Annotated in this window: 18 protein-coding genes and 1 tRNA gene; 14 read left to right on the top strand and 5 right to left on the bottom strand. The window is 66.0% G+C overall.

Going from position 1 to position 22,996, the window contains the following annotated elements:
* Positions 1–128 precede the first annotated feature (128 nt).
* From htpX to def, 3 genes are all read right to left on the bottom strand, one after another.
* Positions 129–989 (bottom strand): zinc metalloprotease HtpX, encoded by an 861-nt coding sequence (htpX, locus tag OVY01_RS06440; RefSeq protein WP_267846529.1) that lies wholly within the window; start codon positions 987–989, stop codon positions 129–131.
* A 205-nt stretch (positions 990–1,194) separates the two neighbouring features.
* Entirely contained in the window at positions 1,195–2,232 is a 1,038-nt protein-coding gene (fmt, locus tag OVY01_RS06435) for a methionyl-tRNA formyltransferase (RefSeq protein ID WP_267846527.1), read from the bottom strand.
* Between the two features lie 43 nt (positions 2,233–2,275).
* Entirely contained in the window at positions 2,276–2,779 is a 504-nt protein-coding gene (gene def, locus OVY01_RS06430) for a peptide deformylase (protein WP_267846525.1), read from the bottom strand.
* 230 nt (positions 2,780–3,009) lie between these two features.
* Between def and dprA the strand changes: the two genes are divergently transcribed.
* From dprA to OVY01_RS06415, 3 genes are all read left to right on the top strand, one after another.
* On the top strand, positions 3,010–4,254 hold the full coding sequence (gene dprA, locus OVY01_RS06425) for a DNA-processing protein DprA (protein ID WP_267846523.1): 1,245 nt from the start codon (positions 3,010–3,012) through the stop codon (positions 4,252–4,254).
* A gap of 45 nt (positions 4,255–4,299) precedes the next feature.
* On the top strand, positions 4,300–4,677 hold the full coding sequence (locus OVY01_RS06420) for a thioredoxin family protein (RefSeq protein ID WP_267846522.1): 378 nt from the start codon (positions 4,300–4,302) through the stop codon (positions 4,675–4,677).
* A gap of 243 nt (positions 4,678–4,920) precedes the next feature.
* Positions 4,921–7,653 carry a DNA topoisomerase III gene (locus OVY01_RS06415; protein WP_267846521.1) on the top strand — a complete coding sequence of 911 codons (2,733 nt, stop codon included), beginning with the start codon at positions 4,921–4,923 and terminating at the stop codon, positions 7,651–7,653.
* A 40-nt stretch (positions 7,654–7,693) separates the two neighbouring features.
* Here OVY01_RS06415 and OVY01_RS06410 read toward each other — a convergent pair whose 3' ends face one another.
* A complete protein-coding gene (locus OVY01_RS06410; RefSeq protein WP_267846520.1) occupies positions 7,694–8,698 on the bottom strand; it encodes a LysR family transcriptional regulator in 1,005 nt (334 codons plus the stop codon).
* 332 nt (positions 8,699–9,030) lie between these two features.
* On the opposite strand from OVY01_RS06410, the gene OVY01_RS06405 reads away from it, so the two are divergent.
* The 4 genes from OVY01_RS06405 (at position 9,031) to OVY01_RS06390 (ending at position 12,774) form a co-directional block, all read left to right on the top strand.
* Positions 9,031–10,038 carry a D-2-hydroxyacid dehydrogenase family protein gene (locus OVY01_RS06405; protein WP_267846517.1) on the top strand — a complete coding sequence of 336 codons (1,008 nt, stop codon included), beginning with the start codon at positions 9,031–9,033 and terminating at the stop codon, positions 10,036–10,038.
* Between the two features lie 69 nt (positions 10,039–10,107).
* Positions 10,108–10,183 (top strand) — tRNA-Lys (locus tag OVY01_RS06400).
* 592 nt (positions 10,184–10,775) lie between these two features.
* Positions 10,776–11,450: a GntR family transcriptional regulator gene (locus tag OVY01_RS06395; RefSeq protein ID WP_267846516.1), complete on the top strand. Its 675-nt coding sequence runs from the start codon at positions 10,776–10,778 to the stop codon at positions 11,448–11,450.
* A gap of 37 nt (positions 11,451–11,487) precedes the next feature.
* Complete coding sequence (locus OVY01_RS06390) at positions 11,488–12,774, top strand: MFS transporter (protein ID WP_267846514.1); 1,287 nt, start codon at positions 11,488–11,490, stop codon at positions 12,772–12,774.
* A gap of 20 nt (positions 12,775–12,794) precedes the next feature.
* Here OVY01_RS06390 and OVY01_RS06385 read toward each other — a convergent pair whose 3' ends face one another.
* On the bottom strand, positions 12,795–13,334 hold the full coding sequence (locus OVY01_RS06385) for a GAF domain-containing protein (RefSeq protein ID WP_267846511.1): 540 nt from the start codon (positions 13,332–13,334) through the stop codon (positions 12,795–12,797).
* 195 nt (positions 13,335–13,529) lie between these two features.
* Here OVY01_RS06385 and OVY01_RS23080 point away from each other — a divergent pair, with 195 nt between their 5' ends.
* From OVY01_RS23080 to OVY01_RS06345, 7 genes are all read left to right on the top strand, one after another.
* Complete coding sequence (locus OVY01_RS23080; RefSeq protein ID WP_284700748.1) at positions 13,530–15,332, top strand: methyl-accepting chemotaxis protein; 1,803 nt, start codon at positions 13,530–13,532, stop codon at positions 15,330–15,332.
* Between the two features lie 19 nt (positions 15,333–15,351).
* Positions 15,352–16,863, top strand: coding sequence for a chemotaxis protein CheW (locus OVY01_RS06370; RefSeq protein ID WP_267846509.1), 1,512 nt, complete (start codon positions 15,352–15,354; stop codon positions 16,861–16,863).
* 381 nt (positions 16,864–17,244) lie between these two features.
* Positions 17,245–18,513 (top strand): lactonase family protein, encoded by a 1,269-nt coding sequence (locus OVY01_RS06365; RefSeq protein ID WP_267846507.1) that lies wholly within the window; start codon positions 17,245–17,247, stop codon positions 18,511–18,513.
* Between the two features lie 124 nt (positions 18,514–18,637).
* Positions 18,638–19,117: a sugar dehydrogenase complex small subunit gene (locus OVY01_RS06360; protein WP_267847686.1), complete on the top strand. Its 480-nt coding sequence runs from the start codon at positions 18,638–18,640 to the stop codon at positions 19,115–19,117.
* Position 19,118: 1 nt separating this feature from the next.
* Positions 19,119–20,729, top strand: coding sequence for a GMC family oxidoreductase (locus OVY01_RS06355; RefSeq protein ID WP_267846505.1), 1,611 nt, complete (start codon positions 19,119–19,121; stop codon positions 20,727–20,729).
* A gap of 76 nt (positions 20,730–20,805) precedes the next feature.
* Positions 20,806–22,107, top strand: a complete 1,302-nt coding sequence (locus OVY01_RS06350) for a c-type cytochrome (RefSeq protein ID WP_432422223.1) — start codon at positions 20,806–20,808, stop codon at positions 22,105–22,107.
* Between the two features lie 327 nt (positions 22,108–22,434).
* Positions 22,435–22,920 carry a histone gene (locus tag OVY01_RS06345; protein ID WP_267846502.1) on the top strand — a complete coding sequence of 162 codons (486 nt, stop codon included), beginning with the start codon at positions 22,435–22,437 and terminating at the stop codon, positions 22,918–22,920.
* The last annotated feature ends 76 nt before the right edge of the window (positions 22,921–22,996 follow it).

The raw sequence follows: 22,996 nt of genomic DNA, 5'->3' as shown, positions 1-22,996 counted from the left end.
GGGCCTGTCTCTGCGCGAACGCCGGCCGGGGCAGGCGCGTGCAGGAAAAGGCGCATTCTACCCCGGCTACCCCCTGAAATCGCGGATGGCGCGGCGGGCGCGAAGGGAAAAGGCCGCCCGGCCGCCCTCTAGACCGGATAACGTCCCGTTCGGGCCATGTGCATCAGCCGGGCGACGCGCTCCTCGGTTGCCGGGTGGGTCGAGAACAATCGCGCGACCTGCCCGCCCGAGAGCGGATTGAGGATCATCATCTGCGCGGTCGACGGGTTCGCCTCGGCTGTCGCGAAGGGCCGCCCGGACGCGTAATGATGGATCTTTTCAAGCGCCGATGCGAGCGCGGTAGGATCCCCCGAAATCTCGGCGCCGCCCCGGTCCGCCTCGAATTCGCGCGCCCGCGAGATCGCCATCTGGATCAGCGAGGCGGCGATCGGCGCGAGAATCGCGACGGCGATCGAGGCGACCGGATTGCTCGGCCGCCCCTGCTCGTCACGGCTGCCGAAGAACATCGCGAAATTCGCCAGCGCGGAGATCGCGCCCGCCATCGTCGCGGAAATCGTCGACAGGAGAATGTCGCGGTGACGCACGTGCGCCAGTTCGTGGGCCATGACGCCGCGCATCTCGCGCTCGGACAGCACCCGCAGGATGCCGGTGGTGGCCGCCACCGCCGCATGTTCCGGATTGCGGCCGGTCGCGAAGGCGTTCGGCGCATCCTCGTTGATCAGATAGACACGCGGCATCGGCAGGCCCGCGCGGCTCGACAGCTCGCGGATCATCCGGTAAAACTGCGGCGCGCCGTGTTCGTCGACCTCCTGCGCGTCATACATGCGCAGCACCATCTGATCCGAAAACCAGTAGGAAAAGAAATTCATCGCCAGCGCGATCAACAGCGCGATGAGCATGCCCCGCTGCCCGCCGATGACGCCGCCCACCACGATGAACAGCGCCGTGATGCCCGCCATCAGCATCGCCGTCTTGACCCAATTGAACATTTGCCTGCTCCGTTTGCGCTACCGGAGGCCGTCGCGCTGGTCACGCGCCCCTCCGCCTTTTGTAAGGAAACTGTCAGATAAGGGCGGAATGGTGGAATTCAATCCCCGCGCAAGCAGGTCCGCCGACGGCGGGAGCCGGTCCGGCAAACGCCCCCTGGCGCGTTTTTCAGCCTTTCGGCCAGGTGGGTCGCTGGCGGGATGATCGTTACGCTTCGGGGGTGGGGAGGAAACGCTGCCCCGGGCGCAGCGCGAAGCCCGCCAGGAATTCCCGCACCGGCAGCCGCTTGCCGCCCGGTTTCTGGCACTCCGTGACGCGCAGCACGCCGGTGCCGCAGGCGATCGCGATCGCATCCGCGCCGACCGACAGGATGGTGCCGGGCGCCGCGGCGGGATGACCCGAAGCGGGGTCGCCGGGAACGATGCCGGACAGGGGGCCATTTTCCCGGGTGCCCGCATCCGCCTGGGCGGACCAGAACTTGACCGTGGCGCCGTCGAGCTGCGACAGCGCGCCCGGGAACGGATCGAACGCGCGAATCTGGCGGGCGATCGCCGCGGCGTCGCGCCGCCAGTCGATCGCCGCCTCGGACTTGGCGATTTTCTCGGCATAGGTAATGCCCGCATCCGGCTGGGGCTCGGCGGCAAGGGCGCCGCTGGTTTCGAGTCGTTCGAGCGCCGCGACGATCAGCCGGGCGCCCACCTCGGCAAGCGCGTCGTGCAGGCGGGCGGTCGTCGTGGTCGACGTGATCGGCACGCTCTGCGTGGCGATCATCGCGCCGGTGTCCAGCCCCGCGTCCATCTGCATCAGCGTGACGCCGCTGACGGCGTCGCCCGCTTCGATGGCGCGGTGGATCGGCGCGGCACCGCGCCAGCGCGGCAGCAGCGAGGCGTGGATGTTGAGACAGCCGTGCGCGGGCAGGTCCAGCACCGTCCGGGGCAACAGCAGCCCGTACGCGGCGACCACCATCACGTCGCAGGGCGTCGCCCGCAGACGGGCCAGCGCCGCGGCGGCGGCCTCCGGATACTTGCCGTCGAGGCGCAGCGATGGCGGCTGGTCGACCGCCAGTCCGTGTTCCAGCGCGAAGCGCTTCACCGCGCCGGGCGTGAGCTTCATCCCGCGGCCGGCCGGCCGGTCGGGCTGTGTGAGAACCAGCGGCACCGGAAATCCGGCCGCATGAATGGCAGCCAGCGCATGCGCGGCGAAATCAGGCGTACCGGCGAACACCACGCGCAGGCTGTGCGACATCGGACCTCATCAACATTCGGGAAAAACGGAAAATGCCTACCGCTCAGGCCTCGAGGGCCAGCTTCTTCATCTTGGTCTTGACGCGCGACTGCTTCAACGGCGACAGATACTCGACGAAGACCTTGCCCACGAGATGATCCAGTTCATGCTGGATGCAAACGGCCAGCAAGCCCTCGGCCTCGATTTCCCGCGATACGCCGTTCTCGTCGAGCGCGCGCACGCGGACGCGCTCGGCGCGTTCGACATTGTCGTAGATGCCGGGCACGGACAGGCAGCCCTCTTCGTGCAGCTTGCGCTCGTCGCTGGCCCAGACGATCTCGGGGTTGATCAGGGCCAGCAGGTTGTCGCGCCCCTCGGACACGTCGATGACGACGATGCGTTCATGGACATCGACCTGCGTCGCCGCGAGGCCCACGCCAGGCGCGTCGTACATGGTTTCGGCCATGTCGCGCACCAGCGTGCGGATCCGTTCGTCCACGGTGCCGACGGGCTTCGCGACCTTGTACAGGCGTTTATCCGGAAACTTCAGAATGTTCATCAGAGCCATGATCTTGCCCGGGTTCCCGGCGACCAGCGCGCCGGATCATCAACCAGCCGGGGCGCACTGGCCGCCAGCTTCCTCTACCAATATGGGGATCGCATCCCCGGCATCAAGACGGCGCGCCATGCGGCGCTGCCATTGGTTCGATGCAACCGGTCATCATAACATGCCCTTGGCGGGCTTTCCGATGCCCTCCAGGGCAACGCGCCACGGGGCCGCAGCGGGAGACGTTCTTCATGGCGCAGGCTGACTTTTTCATGCGGGACCGGTCCCCTTCGCGGCAAGACACGCCGTCGCGGGAGGCGTCGCGGGAGGTGTCGCATCCCCTGCCGTTGAGCGAACCGGAACTCGCCGGCTGGCTGCGGCTGGCGGCACTCGACGCCGCAGGCCGCCGCCTGTTGCGGCATGCGTTCGACCCGACTGGCGCACTCTCCGCGTCGGCCCTTCCCGGGCGTTGCCGGTTGCAGCGGTTGCGGCGTCTGTTCGGCGAGCCGTTTGCCCGGGTGCTCGACGCGCCGCCCGACGCCGCGCTGGCTGGAGCGATCGCGCGGGCGCAGGCATGGCGCGACGCACGGCACCATCTGGTGACGCTGGGGGATCCGGCCTATCCGGCCTTGCTGCTGTCGCTCAGCGATCCCCCTCCGCTGCTGTACGTCGCCGGGCGCCTCGAGCTGCTCGCGCGGCCTGCGCTGGCGGTCGTCGGCAGCCGCCATCCGACACGCCAGGGCGCGGAGGATGCCGCCGAATTCGCCGGCGCGCTCGCCGAGGCGGGCTGGACGGTGGTGTCGGGGCTCGCGCTCGGCATCGATGCCGCCGCCCACCGCGCGGCGCTCGCGCGCAACCCGCATGCCGCCACGGTCGCCGTCATCGGCACGGGTATCGACCTGACTTATCCGGCGCAGCACCGCGCGCTGTCGCAGGCGATCGCCGGGCACGGCGCGGTGATCTCGGAATGGCCGCTCGGGACGCCCGCGCGCGCCGCGCACTTCCCGCAGCGCAACCGGCTGATCGCGGCGCTCGCGCGCGGCGTGCTGGTGGTCGAGGCGGCGCTGCGCTCCGGCTCGCTGATCACCGCCCGCCTCGCCAACGAACTGGGACGGGAGATTTTCGCGGTCCCCGGCTCGATCCATTCGCCGCTGGTGCGCGGCTGCCATGCGCTGATCCGCGACGGCGCGAAACTCGTCGAGACCGTCGAGGACATTCTGGTGGAATTGCCGGCGGTTCCGGCGAGTCCGCCCTCACCGGCGACCGGCGAACGGCCAGGCGCGCCCGCCCCGTCCGACGCCGCGCCGCAGGATGCCCTGTGCGCGCGCGTGCTTGCCCTGCTCGGACACGATCCCGCCGCGCCCGATGTGCTCGCCGCACGCGGCGCGCTCGACGCGGCGAGCGTGCTCGGCGCCCTGGTCCGGCTGGAGATCGGCGGCTGGGTCGAGCAACGCGGCGGCCGCTATCAGCCCACCGTCCGGCGCCGGCAAACGTGATAGAGTTCAGCGCACATCGTGCCCGCCTCGATGCCGCCCACCGCCATGTCCATCCTCGATCTCGACCTCGCCACCGATTTGCCCTCGATCCGCTCGCGCCTGGCCGCGGGCGAGCCGCTGATCGCCTGCCTATGCGCCGAATGGTGCGGCGCCTGCCGTGAATACCGTGACGTTTTCGCGCAACTCGCGGCGGCATTTCCGGGATTGTGCTTCGTCTGGGTGGATATCGAGAACCAGGCGGCCGTCGCCGACGCGTTCGACGTCGAGAATTTCCCGACGCTCGTCATCGAGGACCGCCTGACCACACGGTTCTGCGGCACCCTGCTGCCGCAGCGCGGCATTCTCGAACGCCTGCTGGGCGAATTCGCCACGCTGCCGGGCGCCGGCGATCCGCCCCGGCTGCGGGCCGCGTTGGCGGCCTGAGCACCGCCCCTCTTCCTCGCGCGCCGGCCGTGGACTGCGCGCCGATGCCTGACTCGCATTCGGGTTATGTTATAAAGCGACCGAATAGGTTAGCGAACGGACAGACGAACGGACAGACCCACGACCGGAGGCCGGCGGCACCGCCCGCGCCGTCGCGCTGCAAAGCCGGTCGTCCGCCGAACCGTTCCGCCGTCGCGAACCCGGACCGGGCAGCCGGCCCCTCTTTTACCGAACCGCACCGTCATGTCAAAAGCACTGATCATTGCCGAAAAGCCCTCCGTCGCGAACGACATCGCGAAGGCGCTCGGCGGCTTCACCAAGCATGATGAATATTTCGAATCGGACGACTTCGTCCTGTCGTCGGCGGTGGGTCACCTGCTGGAGATCGCCGCGCCCGAGGAGTTCGACGTCAAGCGCGGCAAATGGAGCTTTACCCATCTGCCGGTGATTCCGCCGCACTTCGACCTGCTGCCCATCGCCAAGACCGAGTCGCGCCTGAAAGTGCTGTCCCGCCTGATCCGCCGCAAGGACGTCGACCGGCTGGTCAACGCCTGCGACGCCGGGCGCGAGGGCGAGCTGATCTTCCGCTACATCGCGCAGCACGCGAAGGCGAAGCAGCCGGTGCAGCGGCTCTGGCTGCAGTCGATGACCCCGCAGTCGATCCGCGACGGCTTCGCGCGCCTGCGCAGCGACGAGGACATGCTGCCGCTCGCCGACGCCGCCCGCTGCCGTTCCGAGGCCGACTGGCTGGTCGGCATCAACGGCACGCGCGCGATGACCGCCTTCAACAGCAAGGGCGGCGGCTTCTTCCTCACCACCGTGGGCCGCGTGCAGACGCCGACGCTGTCGATCGTCGTCGAGCGCGAGGAAAAGATCCGCCGCTTCGTCGCCCGCGACTATTGGGAAGTGCGCGCCGAGTTCGTCTGCGCGGCCGGTTTCTACGAAGGCCGCTGGTTCGACACCGCGTTCAAGAAGAACGAAACCGATCCCGAGCAGCGCGACTCGCGCCTGTGGAACCTCGCCGCGGCGGAATCCGTGGTGGCGGCGTGCCGCGGCCGTGCCGGTACCGTCACCGAGGAATCGAAGCCGTCGTCGCAACTCTCGCCGGCGCTGTTCGACCTGACCAGCCTGCAGCGCGAAGCCAATGGCCGCTTCGGCTTTTCCGCGAAGAACACGCTGGGCCTGGCGCAGGCCCTGTACGAGCGCCATAAGGTGTTGACCTATCCGCGAACCGACGCGCGCGCGCTGCCGGAGGACTATCTGGACACGGTCAAGAGCACGCTCGCCATGCTCAAGGAAGACAACAACTACCTGCCGCACGCGCGCAAGGTGCTCGACCAGGGCTGGGTGAAGCCGAACAAGCGCATCTTCGACAATTCGAAGATCAGCGATCACTTCGCCATCATCCCGACGCTGCAAACGCCGAAGAACCTGTCCGAACCCGAGCAGAAACTGTACGACCTGGTGGTCAAGCGCTTTCTTGCGGTGTTCTTCCCCGCAGCCGAATACCAATTGACCACCCGCGTCACCGAGGTCGCCGGCCATCATTTCAAGACCGAGGGCAAGGTACTGGTCAACCCGGGCTGGTTGCAGGTCTATGGCCGCGAGGCCCAGGGCGCCGATGCCAATCTGGTCGCGGTGGCCAAGGGCGAGCCGGTGAAGACGGAAAAGGTCGCCGCGCACGCGCTGGTGACGAAGCCGCCGGCCAGATACAACGAAGCCACGCTGCTCTCGGCCATGGAAGGCGCGGGCAAGCTGGTGACCGACGACGATCTGCGCGAGGCGATGGCCGGCAAGGGCCTGGGCACGCCCGCCACGCGTGCGGCGATCATCGAAGGCCTGCTCGCGGAGAAATACATGGTTCGCGAAGGGCGCGACATGATCCCGACGGCGAAGGCTTTTCAGTTGACCACGCTGCTGCGCGGGCTGGGCGTCGAGGAACTGACCGCGCCCGAGCTGACCGGCGAGTGGGAGCACAAGCTCTCGCAGATGGAACGCGGGATGCTGCCGCGCGAGGCCTTCATGCGCGAGATCGCGCAGATGACGCAGACCATCGTCAAGCGCGCGAAGGAATACGATTCCGACACGATTCCCGGCGACTACGCCACGCTCGAGACGCCCTGCCCGCATTGCCGCGGGGTCGTGAAGGAAAACTACCGGCGCTTCAACTGCTCGAAGTGCGAGTTCTCGATCACCAAGATTCCGGGCGGCCGGCAATTCGAGATTCCCGAGGTCGAGGAACTGCTGCGCGAGAAGCATATCGGGCCGCTGTCGGGCTTTCGCAGCAAGATGGGACGTCCGTTCTCGGCGATTCTGAAACTGGCCGAGGACAGCGAGACGAAGAACTACAAGCTGGAATTCGATTTCGGCCAGGACTCGGGCGAGGACGGCGGCGAACCGCCCGATTTCTCCGCGCAGACGCCGGTGGGCGCCTGTCCGAAGTGCTCGTCCCATGTCTATGAACATGGCATGAGCTATGTCTGCGAGCGCTACACCGCCGTGCCGCGCGCCTGCGAATTCCGCTCGGGCAAGGTCATCCTGCAGCAGGAGATGAGCCGCGAACAGATGACCAAACTGCTCGGCCCCGACGGACGCACGGATTTGCTGACCGGCTTCAAGTCCTCGCGCACCGGCCGCAACTTCAAGGCCTTCCTGGTGCGCCAGAAGGACGGCAGCGTAGGCTTCGAGTTCGAGAAGAAGGACCCCGCCGCGGCGAAGAAGACCGGCGCCCGGGCGGCGGCCAAGACCGCGGCGGCGGGCGCTGCCGGCGATGCGGAAGACACGCCGGCAACGGCGGCGACCGGCACGGCGGCGGCAAAGAAAAGCGCGGCGAAAAAGGCGCCCGCCGGCAAAACCGCCGCAAGGAAGGCGCCGGCGAAGAAGGCCGCAGCCAAGAAAGCGGGCGCCAGGAAAACGGCCGTCAGGAAAGCCGTGGCCGGCAAGGCAAAAACGGCAGTGACGGAAGCGTCGGACTAAGCGGGAAAGGCGCGGACCGCCGCGCTTTTCCCGAGGCGTCTCACGCCTGCTGACGGTCCGCTTCCGCGCTTTTGCGGATGGCTTCCAGCGTCAGGGAGCCGGCGAGGACCGCGCCGTCCGCGTCGGCCAGCCAGCGCTCGCTGGCGCCGTCGGCGGGACCTTCCTCGAAATGCTCGACCAGATGATCGATGAAGGTCCGCAGCTTGGCGGGCATATAGCGGCGGCTCGGATACACCACGTGGATATCGATGGGCGCAAGCTGGTAATCGGGCAACAGCGGCACCAGCGCGCCGCGCTCCAGGTCCTTGCCGATCAGATAGCTGGGCAGGATCGCCACGCCCATCCCCTGCAACGCAAACTGGCGCAACATCTCGGTATTGTTCGCGAGAATCACGCTGTTGGGACGCACGCGCGTCTGGCCGTCGGGGCCCTCGAACAGGTGCTCGTCTCCCGACATGCCGGGGTTCAGGGTCAGACACGCATGGGTGGCGAGCGACGAAGGGTGTTCGACCGGCCCGTGACGCTGCAAATAGGTGCCTGCCGCGCACACCACCAGGCAACCCGTCGTCAGACGCCGGCTGACGACGCTCGCGCTGCGAATGTTCCGGGCGATCGCGATGCCGACATCGAATCCCTCCTCCACCAGATCGACGCTGCGGTCGACCAGCGTGATGTCGGGGATGACACGCGGGTAGCGCTGGGTATAGTCACGCAACACCTGCCCGAAGTTGTGCATGCCGAACACCACCGGCGCGACGATGCGCAGAGTGCCGATCGGCTCGTGCGTGCGCTCCAGTACCATCTGCTCGGCGTCGTCGAGTTCCTCGAGGATCTGCCGGGTACGTTCCAGATAAACCTGGCCCGCTTCCGTCAGCGACAGGCTGCGGGTCGTACGATTCATCAGGCGCGTATCCAGGCGCCCTTCCAGATCCGCGACATGGCGGGTCACGACTGCATTGGACATGTCGAGCTGGGCCGCGGCGCGGGCAAAACTGCCCAGGTCGGCCACCTTCACGAAAACGCGCATTGACTGCAATTGATCCATAACCACTCCGATTCGGCAGCCCGCACGAAAATGCGTTCGCCTAGGCGAATTGTCCTACTTCACGCCGAAACCTGCTTGCTCGTCACACCTCGTTACCCGGATTTTTTGTTTTTCTGGTAAGAATCGTGGCATTGGCACCGTCATTCTCAAAAAGAAGTTGAACCGAATCGCGGATTTCGACTCAACTAGCCATTGCTCCATCGGAGCAGCCCGAATCTGCTCCAGTCCCGAGAGGCGGAGCCCCATGCGGCAATGCTTCGCCGCGCCGCATGGGCCTGCCTCTCTTGCTCACTATCGCGCCGTCGGCGGCGCATCATCCTGGGGAGACGGTCTTGAAAATCACCATCCTTGACGATTATCAAGATGCCGTACGCAAGCTCGACGCCTTCGGCTTGCTGGCGGACCACACCGTGTCGGTCTACAACAACAGCGTGCGCGGCGTAGGCCATCTGACCAGCCGCCTCGCCGACGCGGAAGCGCTGGTGCTGATTCGCGAGCGCACGCGCATCACCGCGCAATTGCTCGACAAGCTGCCACGCCTGAAGATCATCGCGCAGACCGGCCGGGTCGGCGCGCATATCGACCTCGCCGCCTGTACCGAGCGCGGCATCGTCGTACTGGAAGGCAAGGGCTCGCCGACCGCGCCGGCCGAACTGACCTGGTCGTTGATCATGGCCGCGCAACGCCGCCTGCCGCAGTACGTGGCGAATCTCAAGCAGGGTGCCTGGCAGCAGTCGGGGCTGCGCGCCGCGGCGATGCCGCCGAACTTCGGCCTCGGACGGGTGCTGCGCGGACAAACCCTTGGCATCTGGGGTTACGGACGCATCGGCAGCCTGATCGCGGGTTATGGACGCGCGTTCGGCATGGACGTTCTGGTCTGGGGGCGCGAGCGCTCGCAAAGCACGGCAAAGGCGGACGGCTACAAGGTAGCCGCGTCGCGTAACGAGTTGTTCGAGCAAAGCGACGTGCTGACCGTGCATCTGCGGCTGGCCGATGATACCCAGGGCATCATCACCGTCGAGGATCTGGCGCGGATGAAGCCGGATGCCCTCTTCGTCAATACCAGCCGCGCCGAACTGGTGGAGGAGAACGGCCTGATCAGCGCCTTGAATCGCGGACGACCGGGCATGGTCGCCGTCGACGTCTTCGAGACCGAACCGATCCTGCAAGGCCATAGCCTGCTGCGCATGGAGAACGCGATCTGCACGCCGCACATCGGTTACGTCGAGCGGGAGAGCTATGAACTGTATTTCGGTTCGGCCTTCCGCAATCTGCTGGCCTATCAGCAAGGCGACACGGCGAGCGTCGCGAACGCCGACGTGCTCGACCGGCTGCGCTGACCCCACAAAGTTTTTTGCAAAAGGGGCTAGCTTTCCCGGGAGAACCCGTACTATAATTCGGCCTCTCGGGGGGCGTTAGCTCAGTTGGTAGAGCAGCGGACTCTTAATCCGTAGGTCGAGTGTTCGAGTCACTCACGCCCCACCACCGAATTTAAAAGGCCCACGCAGCAATGCGTGGGCCTTTTTCATTGGCACCTGGCCTTGGATATCGGACAGCGACTAATATCCAGGGAGTTGGCCGACGGCTCCAAGGGTTATCAGAAAACGTTGCATATTTCCTACGATTCTCCCGTTTTGCTGTCGTCGCCCGGCATCGTGTTTCATTGGAAATGCCAGCCACGCCAGGTCCATGTACGACGCGATGATCGTGGAAGAATGGCTTCGCATAGGCAATCCATTCGGAAAGACGCCCCCCTGAACGCGTCGCGGCCAGGTGGATAAGTCGTTCCCGACGTGTCCTCACGAATCAGTCGTTCAGTACTGCCATATTTTCATCGTTCGAATGTGGGTCGATGTGGCGCGCCTACGCCTACGCGTCGCTGGTGAAGGATTTCCCGCAAACAGACCTGGGGTGCGGGTGCCCTCCCCCCTCTGACAATCCACATCGTCCGACACCCTTCGCGGAAAGGCACGCAAAGCGCTGACGCCTCCCGCGGATGCCCCTCCGACTGCGTCCAGGCTCGATTGCAATGGTATCCCAAACTGGTATACCATTGTATCGACCCACCGGAGGCGCGATGTCCCAGACCCATTCCATCCACGCTCGACTGCGCGAGAGCATCCTGTCGCTCGCGCTGGGCCCGGGCGAGCGCCTGAGCGAACGCATGCTCGAAGCGCGCTGCGACGGTTCGCGCACACCCGTGCGCGCGGCGTTGCTGCGTCTCGAAACCGAGGATCTGGTGCGTCGCGAAGGGCGCAACTGGATCGTCGCGCCGATCGACCTGGGCGAGATCGATGCGTTGATGGAATATCGGGAACCGCTCGAGGCGGCGTCGGCGCGGCTGGCGTGCGAGCGCGCCGCCGACGCGGATCTGGACGCATTGACCGTACTGCTGGACGCGGGATCGACCCACACATCCCAGGAAACCTCGCATCGCCTCGGGACGGATTTTCATCTGGAACTGGCATGTCTCGCGGGCAATGCCTTCCTGTCGAAATCCATCGGGGAAGTGATGACCCGCCTGTCGCGCCCGCGCTGGCTGGAAATCCGCACGGACACTGGCCGGGAGCAAGCCTGGCGGGAGCACCGGCAGATCGTCGATCTGATCCGCGGCCGGCAGCCGGACGCCGCCGCGCGCGCCGCGGCCGAGCATGTGCGCCACACGCGCGACCGGCTGCTGCAATCGCTGCGAGAGGACCAGCGCGGCCTGCGCGCCCGTGGTTTCGCGATCGTCGGACAAACTCATGGATAAGCCGACAGCCGACCTCCCTGCACCGCCCGCACACGTCATGGCGCCTGCTCCGCCCGCTCCGCCCGCTCCGTCCGTTCCGCCCATCCCGGACGACAGTGGCCGCGCGAACGCGCCGTCACCGTCCGATGCCGGTTCGCGCTACTGGCGCGCCAACCTCGCCGTCTGCGTCTTCGGCTCTTTCACGACCATCGTCGGCATGACGCTGTTGCTGCCCTTCCTGCCGCTGTATGTAGCACAGCTGGGGGTCAAGGATCCGGCGGCCATCGTCGAATGGTCGGGCATCGCCTTCGGGGCGACCTTCTTCACCGCGGCGCTGACGGCACCGCTGTGGGGCCGGCTGGCCGACCGTTACGGCCGCAAGCTGATGCTGATCCGCGCGAGCCTGGGGATGGCGGTCGCGATGTCGCTGATCGGCCTGTCCCAGAATGTCTGGCAGCTGGTCGCGCTGCGCCTGCTCGCCGGGTTGCTGGGCGGATATGCGTCGGGCTCGACGATCCTGGTCGCCACGCAGACGCCGAAAAGCCGCACGGGCTGGGCACTGGGCATCCTGTCCTCCGGCATCATGGCGGGCAATGTCGCCGGTCCGATGATCGGCGGCTCGCTGCCGCCGATCATCGGCATTCGCGCGACGTTCTTTGCCTCCGGCGCGCTGATCTTCGTCGCCTTCCTCGCCACCACGCTGCTGATCCGCGAGGAGCGCCGGCCTGTCAAGACGCGCGCGGCCCAGGCCGTCGCGCCGCGCGAGGGTTGGCACACGCTCGCCGACAAGCGGCCCGTGGTGGCGATGCTGGTCACCGGCATGCTGCTGATGCTCGCGAACATGTCGATCGAGCCGATCATCACGGTCTATGTCGCACAGCTCGTCGACATCCGGCACGTGACCTTCGTTTCCGGCCTGGTGATGTCGGCCGCGGCGTTGGGGAGCATCGTGTCGGCTTCCCGCCTGGGCAAGCTCGCCGACCGGATCGGCCACTGGAACGTGATCATCGGCTGCCTCACGGCGTGTGCGGCGCTGCTGATACCGCAGGCGTTCGTGACGCAGGGCTGGCAGCTCATCGGCTTGCGCTTTCTGATGGGTCTGGCATTGGGCGGCCTGCTGCCCTGCGTGGCGAGCGTGATCCGGCACAACGTCCCCACCGGCGTCGCCGGCAACATGCTCGGCTACTCCACTTCCGCCCAGTACACGGGCCAGGTGATCGGCCCGCTCGCCGGCGGTTTCGTCGGCGGTCATATCGGCATGCGCGCGGTGTTTCTCGGCACCTGCGTGCTGATGGCCGGAGGGGCGCTGTACAACCGCGCCGTTCGCGCGCAGACGCGGCGGTGAAAACCGCAGCCCGGAACGTGTCAGCCGGACAGGTCCGAGGCCGCCGCCGCGATGCGCGCGGCGGCTACTGCGAGCGCGGCGGTGACGAGCGCATCCGCCGCGAGGTTGCCGAGATCCCGCAGCGCATGGCGCTGTAAATTGGTGAGATGCCGTGGCACCGTGTCCATGACGCACAGCACCCCCACCCGGTGACCCTGCTCGTCGGACAGCGGCACCCCCGCGTAGAACCGGAGATGCGGGCTACCCTGCACCATGGGACTCTGCGCGAAACGCGGATCCCGCGATGCGTCTTCCACCGTGAACAATGCCTGATCGACCAGCGTGTAGTTGCAGAACGCCCACTCGCGCGAAATTTCCCGCGCTTCCAGTCCGTGCCGGGACTTGAACCACTGCCGCTGCGCACCCACCAGCGAGACGACCGCCATCGGCGTACTGGTCATGAAGGCCGCCAGCCGTGTAATGCGGTCGAAGCGCGCGTCGGACGGGCTGTCCATCAGACCGCACTGCTCGACCGCCGCCAGCCGGGCTTCTTCGTTGTAAATCACCGGAAATTCGGGCATGTTTGACATTCGCTATCGAGGGATGACGCTATAACGGCACGGACGGCGCAATCTTGAATCGGTGCAGTTCCCCGGTCGTCTTCCATCAATATCTTCTCAAGCAATGGCCCGCGTTGACCGTTATCCAGGATGTGCAGCCGCAGCCTCACTCGCCGGTGAAGATTTCGATACGCAACGATTTCGAGGAAAAAAGCAATGACAGCCGTAGACAGGCAGCAGGAATCAGTAGGAACCGCTGCGCAGAACGCGCCGGTATTGAAAGATCTCAACGAGTTGCGGCTGCTGTGGGCGAAAACGGAACGCGAGCGGGCGGTGATCGAATTCGACCCGTCCGGCAAGGTACTGCGCGTCAATGCCGTCTTCCTCGGGTTGATGGGCTATAGCGCCGACGAAGTGATGGGCCAGCATCACCGCATCTTCTGCGAACGGTCCTATGCCGCGGGCGGCGAATACCAGATGTTCTGGGCGGCACTGAACACCGGCCAGGAAATACAGGGTGAATTCCGCCGCGTCCGCAAGGACGGCACTCCCCTGTGGATCCACGGTGCCTACACGCCCCTTCTGGACGAAAATGGCGCGCTGGTCAAGGTGATCAAGGTCGCCAGCGACATCACCGCGACCAGGTCCCTGTCGGACGAGCACGCCGGCAAGGTGCGCGCGATCGAGCGCGCGCAGGGCGTCATCGAATTCGACCTGCGCGGCAACGTGCTCGATGCCAACGAAAACTTCCTCTCCCTGCTCGGTTATTCGCTCGGGGAAATCAAGGGGCAGCACCATCGCATGTTCTGCGAGCCGGATTACCTGAACTCCGACACCTATCGCGCATTTTGGGAAAAACTGGGACGCGGCGAATACGACTCCGGACAGTACAAACGGCTCGGCAAGGGCGGCCGCGAGATCTGGATCCAGGCCTCGTACAATCCGATCTTCGCCTCCGACGGCACGCTGGAGAAGATCGTCAAGTTCGCGACCGACATCACGCAGAACAAACGGATCGGTGCCGAACGCGAAGGCCGCCTCGCGGCGATCGACCGTGCCAACGCGGTCATCGAATTCGATCTGGAGGGCAATGTGCTCGATGCCAACCAGAATTTTCTGGATACGATGGGCTATACGTTGCGCGAAGTCGTCGGCAAGCACCACAAGCAATTTTGCGAGCCCGACTACGTCAAATCGCCTGAATATCGCGACTTCTGGTCCAAGCTTGGCCGGGGCGATTTCTATACCGGCCGTTTCATGCGCGTCACCAAGCATGGCTACGAGGTCTGGCTGCAGGCAACCTACAATCCCATCTTCGACGAGGATGGCAAACCCTTCAAGGTCGTCAAGTACGCTACCGACATCACCCGTCAGGTCGAGCGCGAAGCGCAGATCCAGACGCACCTGGTCGCGATGAACAACAAGATTTCCGAGCTTTCCGAATCGATCACCGGGATCGCGCAGAGCACCCGGCAGGCCACCGAGGTCGCGACCGAGACGCAAACCGAAGCGCAGAACGGTGGCGAAACGCTGCAGCAGTCGATCGCCGCCATCCAGGATATCGAGACATCGTCGGCGGGCATCAACGAGATCGTCAAGGTGATCAGCGACATCGCCAACCAGACGAACATGCTGGCGTTCAATGCGGCGATCGAAGCCGCGCGCGCCGGGGAGCATGGCTATGGCTTCGCGGTGGTGGCCAGCGAAGTCCGCAAACTGGCGGAGCGCTCGTCGCAGGCCACCAAGGAAATCAGCAAGCTGATCGAGGAGTCGATTCAGCGCGTGGGTCTGGGCAGCCGCACGTCGTCGAAGGCGGCCGAAGGCTTCGAGCGCATCCGTGCCGGCGTCGATCGCACGACGCGCACGATCGGCGCGATCCATGAGGTGACCGAGCAGCAGGCACTGGCAACGCGAACGGTGTCGCAATTGCTGCACGAACTGACCATCGTCACCAATGGCGACGTGGCGCGCCGCAGCAGCACGACCGTCGCCGCCCTCAATGCGCCCGCTCCCCACTAACCCGGCCACGGGGTCCGCCGTGATTCGTCAAGCCCTTTCCACCGAAGCTTACGGGCTGGTCGGCGTCGGCACGACCACCTTTGCGATTCCCGCCGCTTCGATGGTCGAAGCGGTCGATTCGCCCGACCGGTATGCGCGCATACCGCGCTCCGCCCCCCTCGTACGCGGATTTTTCCGCTTGCGCGAGGAAACCGTCGCGGTGCTCGACACGCACGCGCTGCTGGGACTGGAGGCGCCGAACGTGCCGCCCGCGCACGTGCTCGTGCTGCGGCACGCACAGGCCCGCTACGCGATTGCCATCGACCGCATCGGCAGCGTCGAACCGATTCCGGACGACGCCCTGATCCGCCTCGACGTGAGCCACGGCGACGCATCGCCGTCGTCGTCACCGTCGTCACCGTCGTCACCGCCGTCGCTTTTCCCGCGCCTGCTCTGCGACACGGCGCGCGACGACATCATCGGCGTGCTGGATGTCGGCGCGCTCGCCGCGCTACCTGGCGTGGTAGCGCTGCCCGCGCGCGAAACGCACCCGGCCCTTGCCGGCAAGAGCGCCGCGACGGCCTCGGACATGCGCCAGCGGGCGGTCGTGCGCTGCGGCCAACGTCTGCTGGCCTTGTCCGCCGACGCCATCCAGTCCGTGTCGGTCATGCCGCCGCTGGTGCAGCCGCTGCCCGGCAGTACCCGTTTTCTCGGCATTGCCCAATGGCGCGGGCAAGACCTGCCGGTGGTGACACTGGCCGGCGTCACGCTGCTGCCGGATGCGCAGACCGGCGCCGACGCCTACCTGATGGTGGTGGAGTGCGATGGCGTGCGCGCGGGTTTCCCGGTCGACGAACTGGTCGAACTGACCGATCTGCGCGCCCCGGCGATCGACCCGGTGCCGGCCGCGGCATTTCAGCGTCCGGAGGTGTTCGCCGGCAGCATGCGCACCGCGGCGGGAACATATGCGCTGGTGCTGGACCCGGCCGCACTGCTGGCGAACGACGTCGTGGTCAAGCTGAATCGTCACCACAGCCAGCACGCGGCCCCGGCACGAACGCCGGCGGGAGCCATCGGGAACGGTGCCGGCGGTCATGGCGCGCGCGAAGCCGCACATGAGACGGCCAGCGCCACGCCGACGGGCGGCTTCCTGGTGTTCAGCACCGATGGCAGCACGTTCGCCGCGCCGCTCGAACAGGTGGTGGAGATTTTCACGTGCCCGGTCGCGGCGCTCGCCACGCGCATCGACGGGCTGAACCGCGGCCTGGTGCCATGGCGCGACCAGATGATCGAAGTGACCGACGTGGCGCGTCTGCACGCCCGCGCGGGCAGCACGCGCGCGCATCCGTATATCCTCGTCGTCGAGGTCGACGCGACGATGCGCGGCGTCGCCATCGAAGCGGTGCTGACGCTGTCGGGAGTGGGCGAGCCGGCCAAGGTCCATACGATGGGCACCGGCCAGGATGGCGCGGCGCACAAGGTGGTCATGCTCGGCGAACGTGAAAACCGCAGGACGTATGAGCTGATCGACCTGCACGATCTGCTGAGCTGAGCCTCCAGGGCAAGCGGGCGACCCGCACGATCCGCGGTGCACAGCCGGCCGCGACGTCCATCGGGTCGAAAAGCGCCGCGTACTGCCAGGCGTCGCACCGTCGCGGGCCCATGCCAGTCCCGCGTCAGGCCCGCGCCCACGGGTGGGAACGATTCCATATTATAATCCCAGCGGTTTTCCCGTATGCACGCGGCGATGCGCTGCATCGCGATGCAGGGTGGAGCATGCCGTCGGCATGACTCTGCCCCCGCCCGCCTTTTATCTCGATTTATTCCAGTTGAGCGGCGCGTTGAACGCGACGGGATCCCATCCCGTTACGGTCGAGGCCGGGGACAACGTTCCTGTCTGAAGCCATTCATCCCCCCTCTGGCTGGAGTTCGCATGCCATTCGAATCGCCCCGCAAGCGCCGCACGCCGGCGCCCACGCTGCTGCTGTCGCTGGCGCTGTCCTTTCCGCTTCCGCTCCTGTTTCCCGCCACGTCGGCGTGCGCGCAATCGAGTACGACGACGGCCGCGCCGTTGGCGCGCGCGGCACCCGAGGATGCGGCTCCCGCCGACAGCTACGACCTGCTCGTCGGCACCTACACCCATACGGGCAAGAGCGAAGGCATCTACGTCTACCGCTTCGATGCCCGCACCGGCGCGACCGCCCTGCTCTCCGTCACCCCGGCCGTGGATCCGTCCTACCTGGCGGTCAGCGCGGACCGGCAACATGTCTACACGGTCAACGAACTGCCGGGCGACAACGGCCCGGCCACGCAGCGGGGCAGCGTCAGCGCCTATCGTTTCGATCCACGCAGCGGCCAGTTGCGCTTCATCGACAAGGTCAGTTCCACCGGCAACGACCCGACCTACCTGGCGATCTCGCCGGATCAGCGCTATCTGGTCACCGCCAATTATTCGGTTGCCCCGGACCCGGGCGGCAGCCTCGCCGTGTTTCCGCTGCAAGGCGACCGGGTCGGGGAGTCGGTTCTGGCGGTCCATCACGACGGCAGCGGTCCGGTAAAGGGCCGCCAGGACAATTCGCACGTTCATTCGACGGTGTTTTCGCCGGATGGCCGTTACCTGTTCGCCCAGGACCTGGGTACCGACCAGGTCTTCGCGTACCGCTACACCGTGGACGGCAGCCGGGGCCTGTTCAGTCCGACCGAGCAGCGCTACGTGCCGGTTCCGCCCGGCGCGGGGCCGCGTCATCTCGTTTTCGACGCCGCCGCGAAACATGCGTACCTGAGCACCGAAATGGATGCGTCGGTCATCGCGTTCGACTATGACGACGGCAAGCTGACTCGTACCCAGCGCGTACCGATCACCGCGCCGGGCTTTCACGGCAAGGTTGGCGGTGGCGCGATCCATCTGTCGCCGGACGGGCGCTTCCTCTACGTGACGAACCGCGGCGACGCCAATGAAATCGTCTGGTATGCGGTGAATCCGTCGGACGGTCATCTGCGTTTCGTCTCGCGGCGTTCGACGCTGGGCAAGACGCCGCGCGAATTCGTCATCGATCCGAGCGGCCGCTGGCTGATCCTGGGCAATCAGGACAGCGACAGCGCGTTCATCTTCCGGCGCGACCCGGCGACCGGCGACCTCGCCGCCCGCCCTGCCCGGCTCGACATCGGCTCGCCAGTAGACTTCAAGCTGGTACGGCCGTGAATTTCGGCACATGCCGAGACCTGCATTACACAAGGAGTTCAGGCAATTGAACCAGAACCATTTCAAAGACCACCCCCCCTCGCATGATCCCGTCGGCGAGCCCGCCAGCGGCAGGCGTCGGCAGATGCTGCACGGCCTGCTCGCGATCGCAACCGCCGCGGCCGCCGGTTCGGCAACGCTGCGGGCATTCGCCCAGACGCCCGCCACCGCGGCGCCGGCATCTACGGCAGTCGTCGACGCGGGCGAGTCCGGCGGCCTGCTCGATCACTTCATCGCGGTCTCGCAGGCCCTGACCGGCCGCACGACGCTCGATCGGGATGTCGCGGCGCGCCTGCTCGATGCGGTCGGCAAAGCGGCGCCCGCCTTCGCCGGGCAGTTGCAGCAACTCGCCGGCGGCCTGGTGCAGGGCACGCTCGACGCGCAACAGGAAGCCCTGGCGCTGCGCATTCTCGGCGGCTGGTACATGGGCGTCGTCGACAATCAGGTGGTGACCTACGAACAGGCGCTGATGTTCGATGTCGTCGCCGACGTTCTCGTGATCCGCTCCTATTGCCCGGAAAAGCCCGGGTTCTGGGCAACCCCTCCCCAAGAAAAACAATCCTGATATGGCCAACACAGAACATGCCGACGTCGTCATCGTCGGCTCCGGTGTCGCGGGCGCCATCGTCGCCCATCAACTGGCGCTTGCCGGCAAATCGGTGATCATGCTCGAAGCCGGACCGCGCATGCCGCGCTGGGAGATCGTCGAGCGTTTCCGCAACCAGCCCGACAAATCCGACTTCGTCGCCCCCTATCCGCCCAGCAGGTGGGCACCGCATCCGGTGTACGACCCACCGAACAATTACCTGATCCTGAAAGGCGAGCACAAGTTCAACTCGGAGTACATCCGGGCGGTGGGCGGCACCACCTGGCACTGGGCCGCATCAGCGTGGCGTTTCATGCCGAACGATTTCAAGATGAAGAGCACGTATGGCGTGGCGCGCGACTGGCCGCTGCAGTACGACGAACTCGAGCCTTATTATCAGCGCGCCGAGGAAGCGCTCGGCGTCTGGGGTCCGACGACCGAGGACCTTGGTTCGCCGCGCAGCCATCCCTACCCGATGGCACCGCTGCCGCTGTCGTTCAACGAGCAGACGATCAAAAGCGCGCTCAACAACCATGACGCGCGCTACCACGTCGTGACCGAACCGGTGGCGCGCAACAGCCGCCCGTACGACGGCCGGCCGACATGCTGCGGCAACAACAACTGCATGCCGATCTGCCCGATCGGCGCGATGTACAACGGCATCGTTCACGTCGAAAAGGCCGAACGGGCCGGCGCGCGGCTGATCGAAAACGCCGTGGTGTTCCGCCTCGAGGTGGGCGCGCAGAAGCAGATCACGGCGGCGCTGTACAAGGATCCGCAGGGCGTGGAACACCGCGTCGAGGGCAAATACTTCGTGCTCGCGGCCAATGGCATCGAGACGCCGAAGATCATGCTGATGTCCACCAGTCACGATTTCCCGAATGGCGTGGGCAACAGCTCGGACATGGTCGGGCGCAATCTGATGGATCACCCCGGCACCGGCATCACGTTCTATGCGAACGAAAAGTTGTGGCCCGGCCGCGGCCCGCAGGAGATGACTTCGCTGATCGGTTTTCGAGATGGCGCATTCCGCGCGAACGAGGCGGCGAAAAAGATTCATTTGTCGAACATGTCGCGCATCGACCAGGAAACGAAGAATGTCTTCGACCAGGGCAAGCTGTTGAAACCGGTCGAACTGGATGCGCGCATACGCGACCGCTCGGCGCGCTTCGTCGAGTTCGATTGCTTCCATGAAATCCTGCCGGCGCCGGAAAACCGGATCGTGCCGAGCCGCACGCAAACCGACGCGAGCGGCATCCCGCGTCCCGAAATCACCTATCGCATCGACGATTACGTCAAACGCGGCGCGGCGCACACGCGCGAGGTCTACGCCACGGCGGCGCAAGTCCTGGGCGGCACCGACATCAAGTATCAGGACGAATTCGCGCCGAACAACCACATCACGGGCGCGACCATCATGGGCAGCGATGCCCGCGATTCTGTCGTCGACAAGGATTGCCGCACGTTCGATCATCACAACCTGTTCATCTCGAGCAGCGCGACGATGCCGACGGTCGGCACCGTCAACGTAACGTTGACGATCGCGGCACTCGCGCTGCGCATGTCCGACCAGTTGCGCAAGGAAATTTGACATGCACAACCCCACCCATCGTCCTACGAAAAACCGCGCGCGCAAAGGTCCGTTCACCGGCGTCTTCGCGTTCGGACTGCGCACCGCGCTGACCATCGGGCTGACCATCGCGTCAACCACCGGCGCGAGCGCGTATGCCGCGGATGCCCCGCAAGCCGCGGCGTCCGCACTCGTGCCGAACGCGGACGCCGCGCTCGTCGGGCGCGGTGCGTATCTCGCGACCGCGGGCGACTGCATCGCCTGTCATACCGCCGCGCATGGCAAGCCCTACGCGGGAGGCCTGCCGATGAAAGTGCCGATGCTCGGCACGATCCATACGAGCAACATCACGCCCGACCCGACGACCGGGATCGGCGGCTGGACGCTCGCCGATTTCGATCGGGCCTTGCGCAAGGGCGTTTCGAAAGACGGCCACAATCTGTATCCGGCAATGCCATACGTCTCGTACGCGAAGCTCAGCGACGACGACGTGAAAGCGCTCTACGCTTTTTTCCAGAACGGCGTCGCTCCGGTTCGGCAAACGCTGCCGGCCAGCGACATCCCCTGGCCGCTGAATATGCGCTGGCCGCTGAAATTCTGGAATCTCGCTTTCCTGAAGTCCGGCAGCTATGAAATGAAAACCGGACGCAGCGCCGAATGGAACCGCGGCGCCTATCTGGTGCAGGGGCTCGCGCATTGCGGCACGTGCCACACGCCGCGCAGCGTGACGATGCAGGAAAAGGCGCTGGACGAAACCGGCACCGATTATCTCGGTGGCGCGGCGCTCGCGGGATGGGATGCGTACAACATCACGTCGTCGAAGCCGGCTGGCATCGGTAACTGGACCCACGCGCAACTCGCGCAATACCTGCGCACCGGCAGCGTGCCGGGCGTCGCGCAGGCGGCGGGACCGATGGGCGAAGCGGTGGAGCACAGCTTCTCGCACCTGAGCACCGCCGACATCGACGCGATTGCGACGTACATCCGCACGGTTCCCGCGGTGGAGGACGGCAGTACGCGCGCACGTCAGGACTGGGGCAGCGCAGCGAAGGACGTGGCGACGCTGCGCGGCCGGGCGCTGGAGACGACGCTCGATCCGGCGCGCCTCTACCTGGGCAATTGCGCAAGCTGCCATCAGGCGAACGGCAAGGGCACGCCGGACGCGTACTATCCTTCGCTGCTGCGCAACTCGACTGTCGGCGCGACGCACCCGGACAATCTGATCCAGGTCATTTTGCATGGCGTGCATCGGCAGACGCCGGGCAACGACGTCGGCATGCCGGGGTTCGCGCAACAACTCTCCGATGCGCAGGTTGCGGCGCTGGCCGGTTACGTTACGCAACGTTTCGGCAATCCCGCCGTCAAGGTCAGCGACAAGGACGTCGCGCGACTTCGCTGAACGCGACACCGCCGGCCCGCACCGTCGAACCGGTCGCGGGCCGCGCATGGCGGCGCCGCCGCCACTTTTCACGTCTCCGACGTGCCGCAACTTTCCGCGTCGCCGGGAAACTCATGCCACGTCGCCGCTACCTACGGACAACGAACCATAAGACGGGAAACAACGTTCGTCGCGTGGAAAGAAGCGCCAAATTTCAAAATAAGCACTTTGGATCCACAATTTGTCAAGCGTGCATTGACAGACTCATGAAACACAGGAACACTGCGCGGGTCAGACATCAAGGAGAATAATATGCCGAAGGGAATCAAGGCTTCATCGCTGGAAAGAATGGAAGCCAGCGCCGCACGTTTTGGTGAAGCAGCGAAGAAGGCCTTGGCCAAAACGGCCGAAGCACGCAAGGACGCCGTCGAGAAGGTTGCGCTCTACGAAAAGGCCGTGAAGGCAGTCATGAAGGAAGCGAAGGCAGCGGCGAAAGCAGGCGCAAAGCCGGCGGCGGCCGCGAAGAAAACCCGCGCGTCGGGCACGACCGCGACCCGGAAATCGGCCGTGAAGAAAACGGCGGCTCCGAAGACCGTAGCGAAAGCACCGGCGTCGAAGCGCGCCGCACCGGCCGCGAAGAAAGCCACCGCAACCGCGCGGAAAGCGGCACCCGCTGCGAAAAAAGCGCCGTCCGACGCGGTGAAAGCGCCGACGAAGCGCGCGGTGAAGGCGCCGACGAAGCGTGCCGGCGCAAACAAGGCACCCGCCAAGAAAGCGCCGAAAGTGGAAACACCGGCGATGCCCGCGACCGAACCCACGGTCAATCCGGCGTAAGAACGCGCGCGAATCTTCGCGCAGAAGTTTGCATGAAAGCCAACGCAAGACTGGCATGACCCACGCCTGATTCTCG

It is taken from the genome of Robbsia betulipollinis, from assembly GCF_026624755.1.
Lineage (GTDB): Bacteria > Pseudomonadota > Gammaproteobacteria > Burkholderiales > Burkholderiaceae > Robbsia > Robbsia betulipollinis.
The sequence above is the reverse complement of the archived record's forward strand: the minus strand, read 5'-3'. Positions and strand labels throughout refer to the sequence as shown.

Excerpts from the sequence above, each read along its gene's own strand:
- OVY01_RS06355 (WP_267846505.1), top strand. The coding sequence starts at position 19,119 with ATGGCCAACACAGAACATGCCGACGTCGTCATCGTCGGCTCCGGTGTC.
- OVY01_RS06365 (WP_267846507.1), top strand. The coding sequence starts at position 17,245 with ATGCCATTCGAATCGCCCCGCAAGCGCCGCACGCCGGCGCCCACGCTG.
- OVY01_RS23080 (WP_284700748.1), top strand. The coding sequence starts at position 13,530 with ATGACAGCCGTAGACAGGCAGCAGGAATCAGTAGGAACCGCTGCGCAG.
- OVY01_RS06390 (WP_267846514.1), top strand. The coding sequence starts at position 11,488 with ATGGCGCCTGCTCCGCCCGCTCCGCCCGCTCCGTCCGTTCCGCCCATC.
- OVY01_RS06395 (WP_267846516.1), top strand. The coding sequence starts at position 10,776 with ATGTCCCAGACCCATTCCATCCACGCTCGACTGCGCGAGAGCATCCTG.
- OVY01_RS06345 (WP_267846502.1), top strand. The coding sequence starts at position 22,435 with ATGGAAGCCAGCGCCGCACGTTTTGGTGAAGCAGCGAAGAAGGCCTTG.
- dprA (WP_267846523.1), top strand. The coding sequence starts at position 3,010 with ATGGCGCAGGCTGACTTTTTCATGCGGGACCGGTCCCCTTCGCGGCAA.
- fmt (WP_267846527.1), bottom strand. The coding sequence starts at position 2,232 with ATGTCGCACAGCCTGCGCGTGGTGTTCGCCGGTACGCCTGATTTCGCC.
- htpX (WP_267846529.1), bottom strand. The coding sequence starts at position 989 with ATGTTCAATTGGGTCAAGACGGCGATGCTGATGGCGGGCATCACGGCG.
- OVY01_RS06360 (WP_267847686.1), top strand. The coding sequence starts at position 18,638 with ATGCTGCACGGCCTGCTCGCGATCGCAACCGCCGCGGCCGCCGGTTCG.
- OVY01_RS06415 (WP_267846521.1), top strand. The coding sequence starts at position 4,921 with ATGTCAAAAGCACTGATCATTGCCGAAAAGCCCTCCGTCGCGAACGAC.
- OVY01_RS06420 (WP_267846522.1), top strand. The coding sequence starts at position 4,300 with ATGTCCATCCTCGATCTCGACCTCGCCACCGATTTGCCCTCGATCCGC.
- OVY01_RS06410 (WP_267846520.1), bottom strand. The coding sequence starts at position 8,698 with ATGGATCAATTGCAGTCAATGCGCGTTTTCGTGAAGGTGGCCGACCTG.
- def (WP_267846525.1), bottom strand. The coding sequence starts at position 2,779 with ATGGCTCTGATGAACATTCTGAAGTTTCCGGATAAACGCCTGTACAAG.
- OVY01_RS06385 (WP_267846511.1), bottom strand. The coding sequence starts at position 13,334 with ATGCCCGAATTTCCGGTGATTTACAACGAAGAAGCCCGGCTGGCGGCG.